The organism is Streptomyces sp. NPDC000075, assembly GCF_040301925.1.
GTDB lineage: Bacteria > Actinomycetota > Actinomycetes > Streptomycetales > Streptomycetaceae > Streptomyces > Streptomyces polychromogenes.
The window spans coordinates 26,679-46,484 of record NZ_JBEPFL010000005.1; the positions used below are offsets into that span (position 1 = coordinate 26,679).

At 72.8% G+C, this 19,806-nt stretch carries 18 protein-coding genes and 1 pseudogene; 9 read left to right on the forward strand and 10 right to left on the reverse strand.

What is annotated here, in order from left to right; translation table 11 throughout:
• The 7 genes from ABT403_RS07800 to ABT403_RS07830 form a co-directional block, all read right to left on the reverse strand.
• On the reverse strand, positions 1-867 hold the full coding sequence (locus ABT403_RS07800; protein WP_344163823.1) for an inositol monophosphatase family protein: 867 nt from the start codon (positions 865-867) through the stop codon (positions 1-3).
• Positions 864-1,436, reverse strand: a complete 573-nt coding sequence (locus ABT403_RS07805) for a DUF4254 domain-containing protein (protein WP_344163826.1) — start codon at positions 1,434-1,436, stop codon at positions 864-866. Before ABT403_RS07805 ends, ABT403_RS07800 begins: the two co-directional genes overlap by 4 nt.
• Before the next feature lie 123 nt (positions 1,437-1,559).
• Entirely contained in the window at positions 1,560-2,318 is a 759-nt protein-coding gene (locus tag ABT403_RS07810; protein WP_007266035.1) for a succinate dehydrogenase iron-sulfur subunit, read from the reverse strand.
• A complete protein-coding gene (sdhA, locus tag ABT403_RS07815; RefSeq protein ID WP_344163832.1) occupies positions 2,318-4,072 on the reverse strand; it encodes a succinate dehydrogenase flavoprotein subunit in 1,755 nt (584 codons plus the stop codon). The genes ABT403_RS07810 and sdhA overlap by 1 nt, the downstream gene beginning before the upstream one ends.
• Positions 4,073-4,096: 24 nt before the next feature.
• Positions 4,097-4,579 carry a succinate dehydrogenase hydrophobic membrane anchor subunit gene (locus ABT403_RS07820; protein WP_344163835.1) on the reverse strand — a complete coding sequence of 161 codons (483 nt, stop codon included), beginning with the start codon at positions 4,577-4,579 and terminating at the stop codon, positions 4,097-4,099.
• Positions 4,580-4,584: 5 nt separating this feature from the next.
• Positions 4,585-4,965 (reverse strand): succinate dehydrogenase, cytochrome b556 subunit, encoded by a 381-nt coding sequence (gene sdhC / locus ABT403_RS07825; protein ID WP_344163839.1) that lies wholly within the window; start codon positions 4,963-4,965, stop codon positions 4,585-4,587.
• Positions 4,966-5,117: 152 nt separating this feature from the next.
• Complete coding sequence (locus ABT403_RS07830) at positions 5,118-5,738, reverse strand: 2-oxo-4-hydroxy-4-carboxy-5-ureidoimidazoline decarboxylase (RefSeq protein ID WP_344163842.1); 621 nt, start codon at positions 5,736-5,738, stop codon at positions 5,118-5,120.
• Positions 5,739-6,070: 332 nt separating this feature from the next.
• Between ABT403_RS07830 and ABT403_RS07835 the strand changes: the two genes are divergently transcribed.
• Both ABT403_RS07835 and ABT403_RS07840 read left to right on the forward strand, forming a co-directional pair.
• Positions 6,071-6,790, forward strand: coding sequence for an RNA polymerase sigma factor (locus ABT403_RS07835; protein ID WP_344165791.1), 720 nt, complete (start codon positions 6,071-6,073; stop codon positions 6,788-6,790).
• Positions 6,790-7,830 (forward strand): hypothetical protein, encoded by a 1,041-nt coding sequence (locus tag ABT403_RS07840; RefSeq protein WP_344163844.1) that lies wholly within the window; start codon positions 6,790-6,792, stop codon positions 7,828-7,830. Before ABT403_RS07835 ends, ABT403_RS07840 begins: the two co-directional genes overlap by 1 nt.
• Positions 7,831-8,103: 273 nt before the next feature.
• On the opposite strand, the gene ABT403_RS07845 is transcribed toward ABT403_RS07840, so the two are convergent.
• On the reverse strand, positions 8,104-8,994 hold the full coding sequence (locus tag ABT403_RS07845) for a L,D-transpeptidase family protein (RefSeq protein ID WP_344163847.1): 891 nt from the start codon (positions 8,992-8,994) through the stop codon (positions 8,104-8,106).
• A 164-nt stretch (positions 8,995-9,158) separates the two neighbouring features.
• On the opposite strand from ABT403_RS07845, the gene ABT403_RS07850 reads away from it, so the two are divergent.
• Entirely contained in the window at positions 9,159-10,754 is a 1,596-nt protein-coding gene (locus ABT403_RS07850) for an acyl-CoA mutase large subunit family protein (protein WP_344163850.1), read from the forward strand.
• Between the two features lie 45 nt (positions 10,755-10,799).
• Positions 10,800-11,453 (forward strand): leucine efflux protein LeuE, encoded by a 654-nt coding sequence (gene leuE, locus ABT403_RS07855; RefSeq protein ID WP_344163853.1) that lies wholly within the window; start codon positions 10,800-10,802, stop codon positions 11,451-11,453.
• Positions 11,454-11,518: 65 nt separating this feature from the next.
• Here the strand turns inward: leuE and ABT403_RS07860 are convergent, their stop codons facing one another.
• Both ABT403_RS07860 and ABT403_RS07865 read right to left on the reverse strand, forming a co-directional pair.
• Positions 11,519-12,862 carry a polysialyltransferase family glycosyltransferase gene (locus ABT403_RS07860; RefSeq protein WP_344163856.1) on the reverse strand — a complete coding sequence of 448 codons (1,344 nt, stop codon included), beginning with the start codon at positions 12,860-12,862 and terminating at the stop codon, positions 11,519-11,521.
• Entirely contained in the window at positions 12,859-13,845 is a 987-nt protein-coding gene (locus ABT403_RS07865) for a glycosyltransferase family 2 protein (RefSeq protein WP_344163859.1), read from the reverse strand. Before ABT403_RS07865 ends, ABT403_RS07860 begins: the two co-directional genes overlap by 4 nt.
• A gap of 156 nt (positions 13,846-14,001) precedes the next feature.
• On the opposite strand from ABT403_RS07865, the gene ABT403_RS07870 reads away from it, so the two are divergent.
• The 5 genes and pseudogenes from ABT403_RS07870 (at position 14,002) to ABT403_RS07890 (ending at position 19,626) form a co-directional block, all read left to right on the forward strand.
• The gene (locus ABT403_RS07870) at positions 14,002-15,375 is read left to right on the forward strand and encodes a DUF6716 putative glycosyltransferase (RefSeq protein WP_425580244.1); all 1,374 of its coding nucleotides are present in this window, start codon (positions 14,002-14,004) and stop codon (positions 15,373-15,375) included.
• A pseudogene (locus tag ABT403_RS07875) lies at positions 15,372-16,093 on the forward strand (acylneuraminate cytidylyltransferase family protein); the annotation flags it as partial. The gene ABT403_RS07870 and the pseudogene ABT403_RS07875, both read left to right, overlap by 4 nt.
• Before the next feature lie 24 nt (positions 16,094-16,117).
• Complete coding sequence (locus ABT403_RS07880) at positions 16,118-17,050, forward strand: N-acetylneuraminate synthase family protein (protein WP_344165797.1); 933 nt, start codon at positions 16,118-16,120, stop codon at positions 17,048-17,050.
• 36 nt (positions 17,051-17,086) lie between these two features.
• A complete protein-coding gene (locus tag ABT403_RS07885) occupies positions 17,087-18,244 on the forward strand; it encodes a hypothetical protein (protein WP_344163863.1) in 1,158 nt (385 codons plus the stop codon).
• A 137-nt stretch (positions 18,245-18,381) separates the two neighbouring features.
• The gene (locus ABT403_RS07890) at positions 18,382-19,626 is read left to right on the forward strand and encodes an amidohydrolase (protein ID WP_344165800.1); all 1,245 of its coding nucleotides are present in this window, start codon (positions 18,382-18,384) and stop codon (positions 19,624-19,626) included.
• Positions 19,627-19,806 lie beyond the last annotated feature (180 nt).

Consider the following 19,806-nt stretch of genomic DNA (forward strand, 5'->3'; position numbering starts at 1 on the left):
TCATCCCTCCACTCGGGCCACGGGCGTGATTCCGTGGCTGACGCACCACTCGCCGAGCCAGCGGGTGAACTCCTCCCCGGCCGACAGCAGGAAGCCGGTCCGACCGCCGCTGATGTCGTGGAGCTCCGTCACTCGGCCGCCCGCCTCGCACGCGAACAGCATGGCGGCCGAACGGGTCCAGCCGCCACTGCTCTCCAGACTGACGACGGCGTCCAGTTGGCCCTGCGCCAGCATCACGGCCTCCAGTGCCTGACTGACGACGATCCGCACGCCCTGGGTGTGGTCCAGCAGGTGGTCGATCAGGCGCAGGGTGGCGGCGCGGGCTCCCTTGCTCATCTTCGGGGTCAGCATGACCGAGACCAGCGATGCGTCGACCGGCCGGGAAACGGTGTGGACCGGTTCGGCGAGGCCGGTATCCGCGGCGAAGCCGCCCGGTGTGACGGTGTGACGGACTGCGCCCCCGCCGGCGACCGCCGTCACCAGCCGACCGTGTTCGGCATCAAGGACGACGGCGAGTTCGGCGCGGTCCTCCTGTTCGAGGGTCACGCACACGGAGTACCAGGGAAGCCCCCTCGCGAAGTTGACGGTGCCGTCGACGGGGTCGAGCCGCCAGCGCCACCGCGGGCCGTCAGCGAGCATGGGTGACGAGGCGGCACGGTGGAGGGCGCCGACCGGCAGGTCTTCGGCGTACACGGGCGCGTCACCGCGCACGGTGGTGAGACGGTCGGCCAGGAAGCGGCCGATTGCCCGGTCGGTTTCGGTCACCAGGTCCCGGACGCCCTTGATCTCGGCGGTCCGGTCCGGGCTGCGCAGGTACCGGTCTGCGGCCTCCAGCAGTACACGGCGTACGTTCTCGGCTTCGCTCATGCGGGCCGCTCCTCTGCGGGGCCGTAGAACTTCATGATTCCCCGCGGTGGGAGCGCGGCACGCCCCCGGACCATCGCCGTCACGGTCAACTCCAGGGAGCGAGCGAGGTGGCGGGACTTTCGGCTGGCGAAGTCACGGGCCTCGCGGTCAGCCGCGTACTCCTGTTTAAGGAGCAGGATGCAGATCCGGTCGGTGAGCTCACCGACGGTCTCGGAGAGATGGAGGGAGGGAGAATCGCCCGACGGAGCCCGATCCGGCTGCAGTTGGTGGGCCAACTGATCGATCCGGTTGATCTGGGCCGTGCGGATCGCGTTCGACCGGTCGATCATCCGCTTGGTCCTGGCCAGCTGCGCCGTACCGGTTGCCGGGTCGTGGGAGACGTCTTCCAGTCTCCACTGCTCCCGGTTCTGCCGGAGCAGGGCCTCCGCGGCATTGAGCAGTTCGCCCAGGATGCGGCCTGCCTCGCCGGGCGCGTGGCGTCCTGCCTCTGCCAGCGCGCTGCTGAGCAGTGCTCGCAGGCGTAACGCGCCCGCCCCCGTCGTGCCGTGCTCGTGTAAGGAGTCAGTCACAAAGCGCAAGAATAGGGGCCGGCCAGTTCGGCGAACAGCCCAAGGAGACCGCCCGGGAACGGGCGAGGCCCCGTACCCGGACTGTCTCCGGGTACGGGGCCTCGCGGTGTCAGGAGGACGGGATCAGAAGCGGCGCGTGATCAGGGCGCGCTTGACTTCCTGGATCGCCTTCGTGACCTCGATGCCACGGGGGCACGCGTCGGTGCAGTTGAAGGTCGTGCGGCAGCGCCACACGCCGTCCTTGTCGTTGAGGATCTCCAGCCGCTGCTCGCCGGCCTCGTCACGCGAGTCGAAGATGAAGCGGTGGGCGTTGACGATCGCCGCCGGGCCGAAGTACTGGCCGTCGTTCCAGAACACCGGGCACGAGGACGTGCACGCGGCGCACAGGATGCACTTGGTGGTGTCGTCGAAGCGCTCGCGGTCCTCGGCGGACTGCAGGCGCTCGCGCGTCGGCTCGTTGCCCTTGGTGACCAGGAACGGCATGACGTCCCGGTACGCCTGGAAGAAGGGCTCCATGTCGACCACGAGGTCCTTCATCACCGTGAGGCCCTTGATGGCCTCGACCGTGATGGGCTTCTCCGGGTTGATGTCCTTGATCAGCGTCTTGCAGGCGAGCCTGTTCTTGCCGTTGATCCGCATCGCGTCGGAGCCGCAGATGCCGTGCGCGCACGAGCGGCGGAAGGTCAGCGTGCCGTCGAGGTCCCACTTGATCTTGTGGAGACCGTCGAGCACGCGCTCCTTCGGGTCGATCTCGATCTGGAAGTCCTGCCACTCCGCCTCGGCCGAGACCTCGGGGTTGTAGCGGCGGATCCGGAAGGTGACCGTGATGTACGGCGAGGCGGCGGCCGCCGCCTCCATCTTGTCCAGGGTCGGGGTGGCCATCAGTACTTACGCTCCATCGGCTGGTAGCGGGTGACGACGACGGGCTTGTAGTCCAGGCGGACGGAGTCCTTGCCGTCGGCGCCGACCTCGCGGTACGCCATGGTGTGGCGCATGAAGTTGACGTCGTCGCGGTTCGGGTAGTCCTCGCGGTAGTGACCGCCGCGGGACTCCTTGCGCGCGAGGGCGGACACGGCCATGACCTCGGCCAGGTCGAGCAGGTTGCCCAGCTCGATGGCCTCCAGCAGGTCCGTGTTGAAGCGCTTGCCCTTGTCCTGGACGGACACGTTCTTGTAGCGCTCGCGCAGCTCCGCGATCTTCTCGACCGCGGTCTTGATGGTCTGCTCCGTACGGAACACCATCACGCACGCGTCCATCGTCTCCTGGAGCTCCAGGCGCAGGTCGGCGACCCGCTCGGTGCCCGTGGAGTTGCGCAGGTGCTCGACCAGGTCGGCGACCTGCTGCGCCGGGTTCTCCGGCAGCTCGACGTAGTCGTTCTCGGCGGCGTACTCGGCCGCGGCGATGCCGGAGCGCTTGCCGAAGACGTTGATGTCGAGCAGCGAGTTGGTGCCCAGGCGGTTGGCGCCGTGCACCGACACGCACGCGACCTCGCCGGCCGCGTACAGGCCGGGGACGACGGTGGTGTTGTCCGCCAGGACCTCACCCTCGACGTTGGTCGGGATGCCGCCCATGGCGTAGTGCGCGGTGGGCTGGATCGGGATCGGGTCCGTGTACGGCTCGATACCGAGGTAGGTGCGCGCGAACTCCGTGATGTCCGGGAGCTTCGCGTCGAGCTGCTCCGGCGGGAGGTGCGTCAGGTCCAGGTACACGTGGTCACCGGCCGGACCGCAGCCGCGGCCCTCGCGGATCTCGGTGTAGATGGAGCGCGAGACGACGTCACGGGACGCGAGGTCCTTCATGACCGGCGCGTACTTCTCCATGAAGCGCTCGCCGTCCTTGTTGCGGAGGATGCCGCCCTCACCGCGGGCGCCCTCCGTCAGCAGGATGCCCATGCGCCAGATGCCCGTCGGGTGGAACTGGAAGAACTCCATGTCCTCCAGCGGCAGGCCGCGGCGGTAGCAGGCCGCCTGGCCGTCACCCGTCAGGGTGTGCGCGTTGGAGGTCACCTTGAAGAACTTGCCGGTGCCGCCGGAGGCGTAGATGACCGCCTTGGCCTGGAAGACGTGGATCTCGCCGGTGGCGAGCTCGTACGCGACCACACCCGCGGACTTCTTCACACCGTCGACCTCGACCAGGAGCTGGTCCAGGACGTAGAACTCGTTGAAGAACTCCACGCCCTCCTTGACGCAGTTCTGGTACAGCGTCTGGAGGATCATGTGGCCGGTGCGGTCCGCGGCGTAGCAGGACCGGCGGACCGGCGCCTCGCCGTGGTTGCGGGAGTGACCGCCGAAGCGGCGCTGGTCGATGGTGCCGTCCGGGGTGCGGTTGAACGGCAGGCCCATCTTCTCGAGGTCGAGGACCGCGTCGATGGCCTCCTTCGCCAGGATCTCGGCGGCGTCCTGGTCGACCAGGTAGTCACCGCCCTTGACCGTGTCGAAGGTGTGCCACTCCCAGTTGTCGTCCTCCACGTTGGCCAGCGCGGCGGCCATGCCGCCCTGCGCGGCGCCCGTGTGGGAGCGGGTGGGGTAGAGCTTCGTCAGCACGGCGGTGCGGCTGCGCTTCGTCGCCTCGATGGCGGCGCGCATGCCCGCGCCACCGGCGCCGACGATGACGGTGTCGTACTTGTGGATCTTCATTGGATTTCGCCTCAGCCCCGTTGCCTAGCGGATGTTCGGGTCGAAGGTGAAGATCACCAGCGTGCCCAGAAGGATGGTGAACACCGTGGCGGTGTAGAGCAGGCCCTTCAGCCACAGCCGCGTGTTGGCGCGCTCCGCGTAGTCGTTGATGACGGTACGCAGACCGTTCGCGCCGTGCAGCATGGCCAGCCACAGCATCAGCAGGTCCCAGACCTGCCAGAACGGGGAAGCCCAGCGGCCGGCCACGAAGGCGAAGCCGATCTTCGAGACGCCGCCGTCCAGCACGAGCTGGATCAGCAGGTGGCCGATGACCAGGACGACCAGCACGATGCCCGAGAGGCGCATGAAGAGCCACGCGGCCATCTCGAAGTTGCCGCGGGTCGAGCGCGGGGTCTTGCCGGTCCGCTTGCGCGGGGCCTCGATGTAGGGCGCCGGGTTGTCGGCGTCGTAGAGGGACACGCCCTCGACGTCGCCGATCGCCTGGGCGGAAGAAGTGTCAGAAGACATGCGTGTCACTCCCCGAACAGAACGCGGTAGGCGTGGCCGAGGACGGGGTAGAGGGCCCCGACCATCAGCACGATCCAGACACCCACGACGCTCCAGAGCATCTGCTTCTGGTAGCGGGGGCCCTTGGACCAGAAGTCCACGGCGATGACACGGAGACCGTTGAGCGCGTGGAACAGGATTGCGGCGACGAGGCCGTACTCCAGCAGCGCGACGATCGGAGTCTTGTAGGTAGCCACGACATCGTCGTACGCCTCAGGGGAGACGCGGACGAGTGCGGTGTCGAGGACGTGTACGAACAGGAAGAAGAAAATGAGGACGCCGGTGACTCGATGAGCCACCCAGGACCACATTCCTTCCCGGCCGCGGTACAACGTTCCAGCCGGCACGGAAAACCCTCCGGAAGCGGGGCGGGGGCCAGCCGGCTTCTTTGTCGGTCGGGCCCGGCCGGGTACGGTCCACCGGCCCCGGACATCGTAGCGACGCTTCGTCGGTTCCCTCGCGCGGGGTCCACTGGTGTGATCAAACAGGCACGGACGGCCTATCCCACAGGGGCAAATAGCCCGAAATCGGCCGATGGCCGACCGTCGCCGGGGTTCTCACGAGGAGAACCCGCCAGCCGGCCGAGCAGGCACAGCAGCCGGGAGCGGGCGACCAGCCGCAGCTCGTCGGCCGCGATCGAGCGCTCCTCGTCGATCTCGTGACCCATCCTCCGGCGGATCGCGGCCAGCAGCTGGCTTATCTGCTCCTCCGGCGGGTGCCCGTCCAGGCAGACCACGAAGGCGTGCCCGAAGGTGCGCTCGTACTCCGCCCGGGCCGCGTCCAGCGCGACCAGCGCGGCGTAGGGGGCCCCGTGGCCCAGCTCGGCCGAGGACTCCCGGGCGAGCGCCTCGGTGAGGTCGCCCTGGGACATGTCGTACGCGGCCTCGTCGGCCGCCGCCAGCAGGGAGGCGGTGTCCGGGTAGGGGCGGTGGTCGGCCACCCGCTGGGCCCAGCGGCCGCTGCCGCAGCAGTGCAGCAGGGCGGTCCGGGCGTGCTCGGGCGGCAGCGAGTTGAACCGCGCCAGCCCGGCGGCCGGGGTGGAGACCGGGCCGCGGACCTGTGCCGGAAGGGGGCTGGACAGCGGAGTTCTCCTCGGGGCGCGGCGGGGGTGTACCGCCACGCTAGCGATCCCGGAGAGGGGGTGTCGTACACATAAGGGGATTTCACCCGGAAGTGAGCCGAAAGGATGACACCCGGACCGGATTGAACCGGCCGAAGAGAGGGGAGGGCGACCGAGGCCGCCACCCCCCACAGGAGAGGCCCCGGTCGCCGTCCGTCACGGGCTCGTGCGACAAGCCCGTATCTGTGTCAGCGTCAGCAGTGCGTTTTCTGTCACACCTCGCTCCGCGCAGGCTTGGTCGCTGGTTGTACAACGCGTGGACGAGAGGTGCGTGAAAGCCGTAACGTGCGGATTTGCGCCACACGTACAGGACGTCGAACGGGTTGGGGACTTTGCTGGGGGACGACGCGGAGCTGACCGCCGCGGTGCTCGCGGCACAGGACGGCGACGAAAGCGCGTTCCGGACTGTGTACCGCGCCGTGCACCCGCGCCTGCTCGGATACGTACGCACGCTCGTCGGCGACGGCGACGCGGAGGACGTGACCTCCGAGGCATGGCTGCAGATAGCCCGCGACCTCGCCTCCTTCACCGGGGACGCCGACCGCTTCCGCGGCTGGGCGGCCCGGATCGCCCGCAACCGGGCCCTGGACCACATCCGCATGCGCGGCCGCCGGCCCGCCGTCGGCGGGGACGAGACCGAGCTGACCGGCCGGGCCGCGGACTCCGACACCTACGGCGAGGCCATGGAGGCCCTGTCCACGGGCCGCACCATGGCGCTCATAGCCCAGCTCCCGCAGGACCAGGCCGAGGCCGTCGTGCTGCGGGTGGTCGTCGGCCTCGACGCGAAGAGCGCGGCCGAGACCCTGGGCAAGCGGCCCGGCGCGGTCCGCACGGCGGCGCACCGGGGGCTGAAGAAGCTCGCCGAGCTGCTCGGCGCCGAGTCCGGCCCGGCGGGGGAGCCGGAGGCGCGCGGGCGGGTCGGCCATAATGCCGGAGACCCGGCGCGGGACCGGGACCTCGACGCCGTACCGGCGCAGCGGGCACGGGCCAAGGACCTCGTCGAACAAACCGGTGTGACGCATTCACGTTGGCGGACGCAGAAGGACATGTGATGGCCGACGAGCACAAGGCGTGGCTGGACGGAGCCACGGCGGAAGAGCTGCTGCGCGGACGGGCCGCCGGCCCGGTCGGACCCGACGAGGACCCGCGCGCCCGGGCCGAGGCAGCCCGGCTGCGCGCCGCCCTCGACGCCCTGGTCCCGCAGACCGCGGACCGGGGGGAGCTGCCCGGCGAGGCCGCGGCGCTGGCCGCGTTCCGCGCCGCGCACGCGCACCGGGCCCCGGCCGCGGCGCCCCCGGCGACGGCGTCCGCCGCCCCGGCGCACGGCGCGGGCGGCTCCGGCGCGCCCGAGGAGCCCCTCGTCGACCTGGCCCCGATACCCGTCGTACGGATCCCCGCGCAGCGCCGCTACGGCGCCCCCGCCCGCTTCGGCCTGGCGGCCGCACTGGCCGGGGTCGCGGTCGGCGGGATCGCCGCCGTCGCCGGCACCGGCCTGCTGGACCGGGCCGTGCACCTCACCGCGGGTCCCGCGCCGGCCGTCTCGGTCAGCGCCGACTCCGACCCGTCCCCGGCCGGGGAGACGTCCGGCCCCACCCCCGGACCGCAGCTGCGGCCCACCCCGGAGGGCGGCGGCTTCGCCTCGCCCGGCCCGGGCTTCACGCTGCCGCCGGACGGGCGGGCCCGTACGCCCATGGACGCGGCCCCCAGCCTGCCGCAGCCGCCCGGCGGGCTGACGACGCCGGGCACGGGAGGCGGCGGCGCGGGGGGCACGGACGGCACCCGCAACACCTTCACCGACAAGAACGGCCACGGCGCGAGCGGCGGCGGGGACGGCAAGGACCGCGACGTACAGGGCAAGGACCGCCCCGAGGACCTGTGCCGCGACCACGCCGCGAACAAGCTGGGCGCCGACCGCAAGCAGGACCTCGTCCGGATCGCCGGCGGCCTCGCGAAGATCTCGCGCTTCTGCGCGACCCTGCTGGACGCGCCCCGCTCGGGCGTCCCGCAGAGCGGTACCACCGACCAGGGCGGCGCCGTCGTCCCCTCGCCGACGCTGAACCCGAGCGGCCCGCTCGGCTTCCGCATGCACTGACGGGCGCCGAAGGCCAGCGCCGGAGCGCCTGAAAGCAGCGCCTGAAACACCCTGCCGAAACGGTTCAGCAGAGGCCCGTACGCACGGCAGTAACACTTTTCGAACCGGTGACGCAGTACAGAACGAGCCGACTGGTCATCGGCGGCGCGAGAGCCGGGGTTCCCCCCGTACCCCTGGGCTCTGCGCACCCGGCGCGGGCGGGGCACGTTCCCCCGGCCCTGCCCGCGCCCTCACTCCTCCACACCCCCGGCCGGTCGGCCGACCGAATGGCCGTCACCAGTAGACGACGACCTTGTCGCCGACCTTCACCTGGTCGAACAGCGCCGACAGCTTCACCTTGTCCCGGACGTTCACGCAGCCGTGCGAGGCGCCGGCGTAGCCGCGGGCCGCGAAGTCGGCCGAGTAGTGCACGGCCTGGCCCTGACTGAAGAACATCGAGTACGGCATCGGCGTGTGGTAGATCGTCGACGTCCAGTCCTTCGCCTTCCACTCCACCTGGAACAGGCCCTCACGGGTCGGTGTGTTCTCCGAGCCGAAGCGCACGTCCATGGACGAGACCACCTTGCCGTCGATCATCCAGGCGAGGGTGCGGCTCTCCTTGCTGATGCACAGCACCCGGCCCTGCATGCAGCGCGGGTCCGGGGCGGCCACCTCGTTGGTGGTCGGCGGGCGCAGCTCCTCGTCCGTGGGCTTGCGGCTCAGCTCCTGGATCTTCCGCCAGGTGGCCTCGTCCACCGTGCCGGTCGCGCCGAGCCCGTGCTGGGACTGGAAGGTCTTCACGGCGGCCGTGGTCTTCGAGCCGTAGAACCCGGTGGGCGCCGAGGTCATCAGCTTCAGCTGGCGCAGCCGCGCCTGGAGCTCGCGGACCAGGTCGGTCTCGTCGCCGTTGGCCATGACCGGCTTCGCGGCGGGCGCGGCGGACTCCGACGGCGAGGCCGGGGCGGAGGGGGAGGCGGACGGGGAGGCCGGCTCCGAGGGCGACGGCGCGGGCGAGGAGGCGCCCGGCTTGTCGTCCTGCCCGGAGGCGGAGGCCGAGGGCGGGGCGACCGGCGCGGAGGGCGCCGCCGGAGCGGAGCCGGGATGCTGGGGACCGCAGGCGGTCGCCGCGAACGCGACCGCCGTGGCGAGGCCGAGCGTGCGGATGATGGCTCTCTGTCGGTGCATCGCGGTTCCCCCGGATTCATCGTCGTGTATCTAGGTGATGCCTCACGGGCGTGGACAGTTGCGGACGAACCCCGGATGTTGCCCCATTGTGACCAGCGGCCGTCGCGGGCACGGTTGTACCAGCCCCGGGCCGGTCGGATCCACGGACACGGAGGTCCCACGACATGGTCCGTCCCACGGCCCGCACCGAGAGCGGGCTCCCGATCGAACCGGTCTACGGGCCGGGAGCCCTGACGGGCTGGGACCCGGGGGCCGCCCTCGGCGCGCCGGGGGAGTACCCGTACACCCGCGGCATCCACCCCGCGATGTACACGGCCCGTCCCTGGACCATGCGCCAGTACGCCGGCTTCGGCACGGCCGCCGAGTCCAACGCCCGCTACCGGCGGCTCATCGAGGGCGGCGGTACCGGTCTGTCCGTCGCCTTCGACCTGCCCACCCAGATGGGCCACGACTCCGACGCCCCCCTCGCCGCCGGGGAGGTCGGCAAGGTCGGCGTCGCCGTCGACTCCGTCGAGGACGTGCGGGCGCTCTTCGAGGGCATCCCCCTCGACCGGGTCTCCACCTCGATGACGATCAACGCCCCCGCCGCCCTGCTGCTCCTGATGTACCAGCTGGTCGCGGAGGAACAGGGGATCCCCGGCTGCCGGCTGACGGGCACGATCCAGAACGACGTCCTGAAGGAGTACATCGCGCGCGGGACGTACATCTTCCCGCCCGGCCCCTCCCTGCGGCTGACCGCCGACACCTTCCGCTACTGCCGCGCCGAGATGCCCAAGTGGAACACCATCTCCGTCTCCGGCTACCACATGGCCGAGGCGGGGGCCTCGCCCGTGCAGGAGATCGCCTTCACCCTCGCCGACGCGCTCGCGTACGTCCGTGCCGCGATCGCCGCCGGGATGGCCGTCGACGAGTTCGCCCCCCGGCTGTCCTTCTTCTTCGTCGCCCGCACCACCCTCCTGGAGGAGGTGGCCAAGTTCCGGGCGGCCCGGCGGATCTGGGCCCGCGTCATGCGGGAGGAGTTCGGGGCCAGGGACCCCAAGTCGATGATGCTGCGCTTCCACACCCAGACCGCCGGGGTGCAGCTGACGGCTCAGCAGCCCGAGCTGAACCTGGTACGGGTGGGCGTGCAGGCGCTGGCCGCGGTCCTCGGCGGGACGCAGTCCCTGCACACCAACTCCTTCGACGAGGCCATCGCGCTGCCCACGGAGAAGGCGGCCCGGCTCGCCCTGCGCACCCAGCAGGTGCTGGCGTACGAGACGGACGTGCCGCACACCGCCGACCCCTTCGCCGGGTCCTACGCGGTGGAGCGGATGACGGACGAGGTGGAGGAGGCGGCCCTCGCCCTGATGCGGCGGGTCGAGGACCTCGGCGGGGCGGTCGCGGCGATCGAGGCCGGGTTCCAGAAGGGGGAGATCGAGGCCAACGCCTACCGGATCGCGCGGGAGCAGGAGGCCGGGGCGCGGGTCGTGGTCGGGGTCAACCGGTTCGCGCTGGAGCGGGAGGAGCCGTACGAGCCGCTGCGCGTCGACCCGGCGGTGGAGGCCCGCCAGTGCGAGGCGCTGGCCCGGCTGCGGGCCGGGCGGGACGCGGAGGTGGTGCGGGCCACGCTGGACGAGCTGCGGGAGGTGGCCGCCGGGGCGGAGGAGAACGTGCTGCACCCGATGAAGGAGGCGCTGCGGGCGCGGGCCACCGTGGGCGAGGTGTGCGGGGTGCTGCGGGAGGTCTGGGGGACGTACGAGCCGGCCGGTCTCGCTGGGTGAAACCCACTGGCGTGACAGGTGCGTACCTGTGGGACACTCCTGCCCATGCTGGGTGTGACAGATCTTCCTACTTATCTCGCCGCGGTGGCGCTGATCGTCCTGCTGCCGGGGCCGAACTCGCTCTACGTCCTGTCCGTCGCCTCGCGGCGCGGGGTGGGGCAGGGCTACCGGGCGGCCTTCGGCGTGTTCACCGGCGACACCGTGCTGATGGTGCTCACGGCCGTCGGCGCGGGGGCCCTGCTCAAGGCGAGCCCGGTGCTGTTCGGCGTGGTCAAGGTGCTCGGTGCCGGTTACCTGGGCTGGCTGGCCGTGGGCATGCTGCGCGCCGCGTGGGGGATGTGGCGGGCGCGCCTGACGCGGGACGCGGAGCCGGAGGCGGCCGGGGCGGAGGCCGCGGGCGCGGCCGAGCGGCCGTACCGGCGGGCGCTGCTGGTCAGCCTGCTCAACCCGAAGGCCATCCTGTTCCTGCTGTCGTTCTTCGTGCAGTTCGTCGACCCCGGGTACGCCCACCCGGCGCTGTCGTTCCTGCTGCTCGGGACGGTCTCCCAGCTGGTCAGCCTGGTCTACCTGTCCACCCTGATATTCACCGGCACCCGCCTGTCGGCCGCCTTCCGGCGCCGCAAGCGGCTGTCGGCCGGGGCGACCTCGGCGGCGGGCGTGATCTTCCTCGGCTTCGCCGCCAAGCTCGCCACCAGCTGACACCCGCGCCCCCGGGGCCGCGCCCCCGGCCCGCGCCCCGGCCCGCCGTCGCCGCCCCGGCCGTGTCAGAGCCCGGCGGACAGCCGGCCCAGCCGCCTGCGGAGCCGGTGCGCCGCCCGCCGCACCGCGCGGCTGCGCGGCAGGAACGCCAGCCGGCGCGGGACCCCGCCCGGCAGCCCCAGCGCGGTCAGCCGGCGGCGCCCGAAGTAGCGCCGGGTGTACGGGTCCAGGTGCCGGGCCAGGTACGCCTCGGCCGCCGGGCGGCGCTCCGGCAGGATCCGGGGCTGCATGGTGAAGCCCACCGCCGCGACCAGCCCCGGCAGATCGGCGGGCGGATCCCGGGGCGGCCCGTCCAGGTCCGGGACCAGCGCGTCCACCAGCGTCAGCGGGATCCGGTTGCTGTTCTGGTACGGGGTCAGCCGGCCCAGCAGGGCCCCGGTGCCGGTCCGCGCCACCGGGATCCCGTACAGCGCCCGGGCCGTCAGCAGCCCGGTCGAGAAGCAGCCCACCACCAGCGCCGGGCGCAGCCGCCGGTAGAGGGTCTCGGCCGGCACCGGCGCGTCCAGCACCGTCAGGCGCACCCCGAGCCGGGCGGCCTCCGCCTCCGCCCGCCGCCAGTACGCCGCCGGAGCGCTCGGATGCGGTTTGAAGACCAGGTCCCGGTGCCCCCACTCGCAGGCCCCGCGCACCATCGCGGCGTGCAGCTCCTCCTCCTCGTCGGCCGGCATCAGCTCCAGCGCGGACAGGTACTGGCCCAGCAGCAGGGCACAGGGCTCCTCCCCGTCCCCGCCCCCGGGCAGCGGCCCGGGCGGCTCCGCCGCGTCGGCCAGCTCGGCGAAGACCCGCACGGCGGCCGGCGCCGGGATCAGCTCACCCCGCACCCCGAACTCGGTCAGCAGCAGCGGCTCCAGCCCCGGGACCAGGTCCAGGTGCAGCACCCGCCGCACCCGCATCCCGATCTGCGGGTCGAGCCGGAAGCGGGTGGGCCCGTACGACATGAGCCCGTCGGCGTAGACGTCGATCGCGGCCCCCGGGAACAGCCGGCACAGGCTCTGCGCGGGCGGCACCTGGAGGGACTCCACGATCAGCTCGACCCGGTCCCGGCCCAGCCCCCACGAGTGGCGCAGCTGCCGCTCCCACAGCGGGACGTCCTCCGGGCGCGGCGCCCAGGTGCTGGGGTGCTGCGGGGCGACGACCGCGTTCCAGTCGAGCACCTCGTCGAAGCGCGAGCGCAGCACGGCGAAGCCGGGCATGGCGTCGAGGCCCGGGGTGACCTCGGGGGCGGGGGAGTGGTTGCTGGTCAGCAGGATCCGCCGGCCGGCCGGCGGGAGGCAGCCGGCGTCGAGGGCGGCGGCGAGGGTGGCCGCGCCGTAGAGGGTGGAGGCGAGGAAGACCTGCGTCACGTTCACGCCGCGGCCCCGGAGGCGGAGGCGGCCGGGGTCCGGCGGCGCAGCCTGCGCAGCAGGGCGGAGCGTTCGGCGTCCATCGAGTCCAGGGCCCGGTCCAGCGCCGCGCCGGGCATGCGGCCGAGCGCGTCCGCGCTCATCGAACGGAGTTTTTTCGCCACGGCCGGTTCGAACCTTCTCATCGAGCCGATATGGTGCGCGATAATCGCGCAATACGTTCGGACGGCTTTGGGGATCAGGAGTTCGGATTCCCGGTCGGCCGCCGTGTCCGCGAGGACCTGGTCGAATGCCCGAATGAAATCGAGCTGGCGCTCGTCACCGATCTGCGTCAACGAGGTGGGAATACCCCGCCGGTAGAAGACCCCCGGCAGGCCGACCGCCGCGAACGACTCCGCCTCCCGGTGCAGCCGCCAGATCCACGGCCGGTCCTCCGCCGTCCGCAGCCCGTCGGTGAAGTGCAGCAGCCCCCGCTCCAGCAGCCGCCGGTGGTACATCCCGGCCCAGGCGTACGGGTAGTCCACCGCGGTGGCCCGCGAGGCGGGCAGGATCCCGGCGCGCGGATCGGCCACCACCGACTCCGGCCCGAACGGCACCCGCTGCACGACCCGCTCCCGGCCCGTCACCCGCACATGGTCGGTCCGGACGAAATCGCAGTTCAGGGCCTCGATGGCGGCCAGCGTGCGGGCCAGGTGGCCCGGCGCCAGCCAGTCGTCGCCGTCCAGGAAGGCGATATAGCGCCCGCGCGCCGCGTCCAGCCCGGTGTTGCGGGCGGTCGCCAGCCCCCCGTTGCGCTCCCGTCTCAGCAGCACCGCCCCCGGCAGGGTCGCGGCGGCCCGCTCCAGCAGCGCGGGCGTCCCGTCCGAGGAACGGTCGTCGACGAGCAGGAACTCGAAATCCTCGCGGGCGTTGAGTTCGAGGCTCCGCAGGGCATCCGGCGCGTATGTCTGCACGTTGTAGAACGGCACGACCACAGAGAGCTTGAGCACCCGCGAGACCCTAGGGGCGCGGCCCGGCATTCACCGTGGCCCCGATGCGTATTCCATGTGAACGACGCGGGGCGGTCGCGTTAACCAGGGCGCTTTCGCATTTCGTCGACGGGTTGTTAACCCACCGTTGTGCGCTCGTTGGGCCGACCACCGGAAATGCGGAATAGCTTCTGCCGGGTGCCAGTGCCACTCAGCAGAAGCCGGGCCGATCAACGGATCGCCGTACTCGCCGATTCCGACACACGCTGGAAATGGGGCGCCCACACGGCCCGCCGCCTCGCCCCCCGCGAAGACTCCCCGGGCCACCGCGTCACCGGATACCTCCTGCGCGGCCGCGCCACCCCCACCGCCCGCCAGCTCGGCGAGGCGGGGATCGGGGCCGACGCCGCGCCGGTGGAGGTGACCTGCGCGGAGTTCCTCGCGGAACTCGGCCGCGAACGCTACGACGTGGTCGTCCTCGCCCTCGTCGGCGGCGCCGTCCAGGCCGTCCTGCACGGGGCCCGCGCCCTGTGGCCGGAGGCCGCCCGGCGGCCCGTGTTCGTCACCGGGTACGTGGGCGTGGTCTACGAGAAGCTCGCCGACGGGCTGCTGCTGCGCCACGGCGCCGACCTGGTCCTCGCCAACTCCCGCCACGACGCCGAGCGCTTCCGCGCCGTCTACGAGGGGGTGGGCGCCGACCCGGACGCCGTCACCGAGACCGCCCTGCCCTTCCTGGCCGGGGCCCCGTACGAGCCCGCCGGGAGCCGCGCCCACCGGGTGGTCTTCGCCGTGCAGCCCTCCGTACCCGAGGGCCGCGCCGACCGCGCCTACCTGCTGGGCCGGGCGGCCGGACACGCGCGGCTGCACCCGGACCGGGAGGTCCTGGTCAAACTCCGCAGCCGGCCGGGGGAGCACACCACCCACCTGGAGGAACACCCCTACCAGCGGCTGGCCGAACGCCTCCCCGGCGGCCTGCCGCCCAACTGCCGGCTGGTCTACGGCCACATGGGCGAGGTGCTGGACGGCACCGACCTGCTCGTCACGGTCTCCTCCACGGCCGCCCTGGAGTCCCTGCACCGGGGCATCCCGACGGCCGTCCTGACCGACCTCGGCATCCGCGAGGCCCTCGGCAACCAGCACTTCCTCGGCTCGGGCTGCCTCGCCTCCTGGGACCAGCTGGACGCCGGCCTGCTGCCCCGGGCGGACCCGGCCTGGCTCGGCACCCACGGCGTCCCGGGCGCCCGGGACGCCGACGCGACGCCCGACCGCTACGCCGCCGCCCGGGAGCGGCTCGCCCGGCTGCTCGCGCGGGAGCGGCTCGCGCCCGTGGCGCCGTACTACACCCTGGAGACCGCCCCCGGTTACCTGCCCGGGATCCTGGCCCGCCAGCACCTCGCCCCCGACGGGACCCCGCTCCCGGGGGCCGTGCGGCGGGAGGAGGCGGCGGCCCGGCGGTGGCTGCGGGCGCACCTGCGCGAGGCGGCCCGGGGCGCCTACCGGCACGGGGTCCAGCGCGTGGCCCCGGCGATCCGCCGCCTGGGCGAGCTGTGAACGCCCGGGCCCCCAGGGTGCTCGCGGTCATCCCCGCCCGCGGCGGCTCCAAGGGGGTGCCCGGCAAGAACACCGCGCGCGTCGGCGGGATCCCCCTCGTCGCCCGCGCCGTCCGCGCCTGCCGGGGCGCGCCCACCGTCACCGACGTGGTCGTCTCCACCGACTCGGGGGCCGTCGCCGCCGCCGCCCGCGCCGCCGGCGCCCACGTCATCGCCCGCCCCGCCGCCCTCTGCGGGGACACCGCGAGCAGTGAGGCGGCCGTCCTCCACGCCCTGGACGCCTTCGAGGAACTGAACTCCCTCACGGTGGACGTGGTCCTCCTCGTCCAGTGCACCAGCCCCTTCCTCACCCCCTCCGACGTCGAGTCCGTCGCCGCCGCCGTGGCCGCGGCGCCGCCGACTCCGCCCTGACCGCCGCCCCCTTCCACGGCTTCCTCTGGCGCCGGGGACCCGACGGCTCCGGCACCGGGGTCAACCACGTCCCCGCGTACCGCCCCCGCCGCCAGGACCGCCCCGAGGAACTCCTGGAGACCGGCGCCGCCTACGCCATGACCGCGGCAGGCCTGCGCGCCGCCCGCCACCGCTTCTTCGGGCGGGTCCTGCCCGTCCCCGCCGACCCGGCGCGGGTCCTGGAGGTCGACGACCCGCACGACCTCGCCCGCGCCCGGCTCCTCGCCCCCCTCCTCGACCCGGCTCCCGCACCCCGCACGCCCCCGACACCCCAGCGAAGGACACCCGACGCCATGACCGTCGCCCCCCTCAACCCCCGTCTGCGCACCCTCGGCACGCGCATCGCCGGCCCCGGCCGCCCCGTCTACGTCGTCGGCGAGATCGGCATCAACCACAACGGCGACCTCGGCACCGCCTTCGCCCTCGTCGACGCCGCCGCCGAAGCCGGCTGCGACGCCGTCAAGTTCCAGAAGCGCACCCCCGAGCTCTGCACCCCCCGCGACCAGTGGGACGTCGAACGCGACACCCCCTGGGGCCGGATGCGCTACATCGACTACCGCCACCGCGTCGAGTTCGGCGAGGCCGACTACCTCGCCATCGACGAGCACTGCGCCAAGCGCGGCATCGACTGGTTCGCCTCCCCCTGGGACACCGAGGCCGTCGCCTTCCTGGAGAAGTTCGACCCGCCCGCCCACAAGGTGGCCTCCGCCTGCCTCACCGACGACGAACTGCTGCGCGCCCTGCGCGCCACCGGCCGCACCGTCGTCCTCTCCACCGGCATGTCCACCCCGAAGCAGATCCGGCACGCCGTCGAGGTGCTCGGCAGCGACAACATCCTCCTGTGCCACGCCACTTCGACGTACCCGGCCAAGGCCGGGGAACTCAACCTCCGGGTGATCAACACCCTCCAGGAGGAGTACCCGAACGTCCCCGTCGGCTACTCCGGACACGAGACCGGCCTCCAGACCACCCTGGCCGCCGTCGCCCTCGGCGCCGTCCTCGTCGAACGGCACATCACCCTCGACCGCGCCATGTGGGGCTCCGACCAGGCCGCCTCCGTCGAACCCGGCGGCCTCACCCGCCTCGTCCGCGACATCCGCACCATCGAGACCGCCCTCGGCGACGGGGTCAAGAAGGTCTACGACTCCGAGCTCGCCCCCATGAGGAAGCTCCGCCGCGTCCAGGGCACCCTCCCGGCCCCGGCCCCCGCTCCCGCCGCCTCCTGACCCACCCCGGCCCTCCTCCCCAGAGCGGAGTACGTCGTGAACCCCTCAGCCCCCACCCTGGCCCTCGTGGAGAGCCCGGTCCAGCTCCTCAACGTGCTGGAGTGGGCCCACACCCGGCGCGGGGACGGCGGCCCGCTGCTCACCGCCGTCCCCCGCCAGCCCGGCCCCGCCGCCGTCCCCCGCCAGCCCGGACCCGGCCGGCCTGCCCCCGGCCCGGCCGCCGGCGGGCTGCGGATCGTCGTCCTGCCCCCGACCGACCCCATGTCCCGGGGCCAGCTGCGCCGGGTCGCCGGGATCGCCCGCGACGAGGGGCACGCCGTCCAGTGGCAGGAGGCCCGGGGCGGCTCGGGGTCCCCGGCCGGGGCCCTGACGGCCCTCGCCCCCGCCGTGCGCCGGGCGGAGCGGATCGTGGTCGGCGACCCCTTCTCCCGCTTCCTCCAACTGCTGCTGGTCCCGGCCCGGGCGGCCGAGACCGTCGTCGTGGACGACGGCACCGCCACCATGGAGTTCGTCGCGCAGCTCGGCCGGGGCGAGCGGCTGCGCCGCTGGCACCGCACCGGCGGCGGGGCCGCCGCCCGGGTGCGGGAGCTCGTCTACGCCCCGGTGTCGGGCACCGCGCGGCGCAGGCTGACCCCGCGCGCCGGGCACGACGTCGAACTGTTCACCTCGATGCCCGTCACCCCGCCGCCCGGGGCCCGGCTGCGCGTCAACGACTTCGCCTGGACCCGGGCCCGCTTCGGGCCGCCCCGGCTGACCAAGGGCACCGACCTGGTCGGCACCTCCCTGGTGGAGACCGGCGTGGTCGACCCCTTCCGCTACCTGGACGCCGTCCGCGCCCTGGCCCGGGAGCACGGCGTCACCCGCTACTTCGCCCACCGCCGGGAGACGCCGGAGAAGCTGCGCGCGCTGAGCGAGGCGACCGGGCTGGAGATCGTACGGCCGGACCTCCCGCTGGAGCTGATCGCCCGGCGCGGCCCCATCGGCCGTACCGTCGTCAGCTTTCCGTCCACGGTCGTCCACACGCTGCCGTACGCGCTCACCGGCACCGGCGTGACGGTCGCGGTATGCGATATCGACCCCGCCTGGCTCACCGCCACCGCCTCGCCCAGGGCCCGCGGCTTCCTCGCCGGAGTCACCGGCACCGCCCGTGATGTGCGCAGACTCCCCCTCGGGGCGGCCCCGGCGGCCGGATGAGCGCGCGAGTTTACCCCCGGGCGCATCCGGTCATGCGTCCAGAGGCCGCTTTTCTTTCCCCTAACGGCATGAATTTCTGGTGATCTCCAGACAGTTGACCCATCCGTGCGCCTACCCTTAAACGGGTGAACCAGTTGATGTCCCGCGAGTCCCTGCCCGCCCTGCCCGGCAAGCCCGACCGGCCCGAGCTGCCCGGCAAGCTTCCGGATCACCTGCGTGCCGAACTGATCGCCTTCCGCCGCGACTTGCACATGCACCCCGAACTAGGACACCAGGAGTTCCGGACCACGGCGGCGATCAAGGCGCGGCTGGAGAAGGCGGGCCTGCGACCACGGGTCCTGAAGTCCGGCACCGGCCTCGTCTGTGACGTCGGCACCTGGGACCGGGGCCGGCCGATGCTGGCCCTGCGCGCGGACATCGACGCCCTGCCCATCCCGGACGCCAAGACGCACGTCCCCTACCGTTCGACCGTCCCGGACCGCGCCCACGCCTGCGGCCACGACGTGCACACCTCGGTGGTGCTCGGCGCCGGCCTGGTGCTCGCCGAGCTCGACCGCCAGGGCCTGCTGCCGCGCCCGGTGCGGCTGCTGTTCCAGCCCGCCGAGGAGGTGCTGCCGGGCGGGGCCACCGAAGCCCTGGAATCCGGGGTGCTGGAGGGCGTCGGCCGGATCATCGCGGTGCACTGCGACCCGCGCGTGGACGCGGGCCGGATCGGGCTGCGGGCCGGCCCGATCACCTCGGCCTGCGACCGGCTGGAGGTCACCCTGTCGGGCCCCGGCGGTCACACCGCCCGCCCGCACCTGACCACCGACATGGTGACGGCCGCCGCCCGGGTCGCCGTGGACGTGCCGGCCCTGCTGGCCCGCCGGATGGACGCCCGCTCGGGCATGTCGGTCACCTGGGGCCGGATCGAGGCCGGGCACGCCTGCAACGTCATCCCGATGCACGCGGAGCTCTCCGGCACGGTCCGCTGCCTGGACCTGAACGCCTGGTACGAGGCCCCGGACATGATCCACGCGGCCATCGACGAGGTCGCGACGATGCACGGCGCGAAGTTCGAGATCAACCACGTGCGCGGGGTGCCGCCCGTGGTGAACGACCCGGTGGTCGCCGAACTGCTCCGGGAGGCCATGGCGGCCCGGTGCGGCGCCGAGTCCGTCGAGGACACCGAGCAGAGCCTCGGCGGCGAGGACTTCTCCTGGTACCTGGAGCACGTCCCGGGCGCCATGGCCCGCCTCGGCGTCCGCAAGCCCGGCGACACCGCCAAGCGCGACCTGCACCGGGGCGATTTCGACGTCGACGAGGACGCGATCGGGTACGGCGTGGAGTTCTTCACGGCCGCCGCCCTGCTGGACGGGCGCCGCACAAGGCCCTCTTCGTAAAAAATCAAGTAAATCTCTGTACAACATCCGCGGGTCCCCTGTCGGACCTGTCCAGCCCTTGGTACACAAGGGCTGGACGCTCCCGCGGTTACCAACCGGTCACTGTCCGGTTCGCGACGATCCGATAACGACTCATGAACGGGCCTTTAACTGACATCTACGCGCGTTACGATCGCCGCG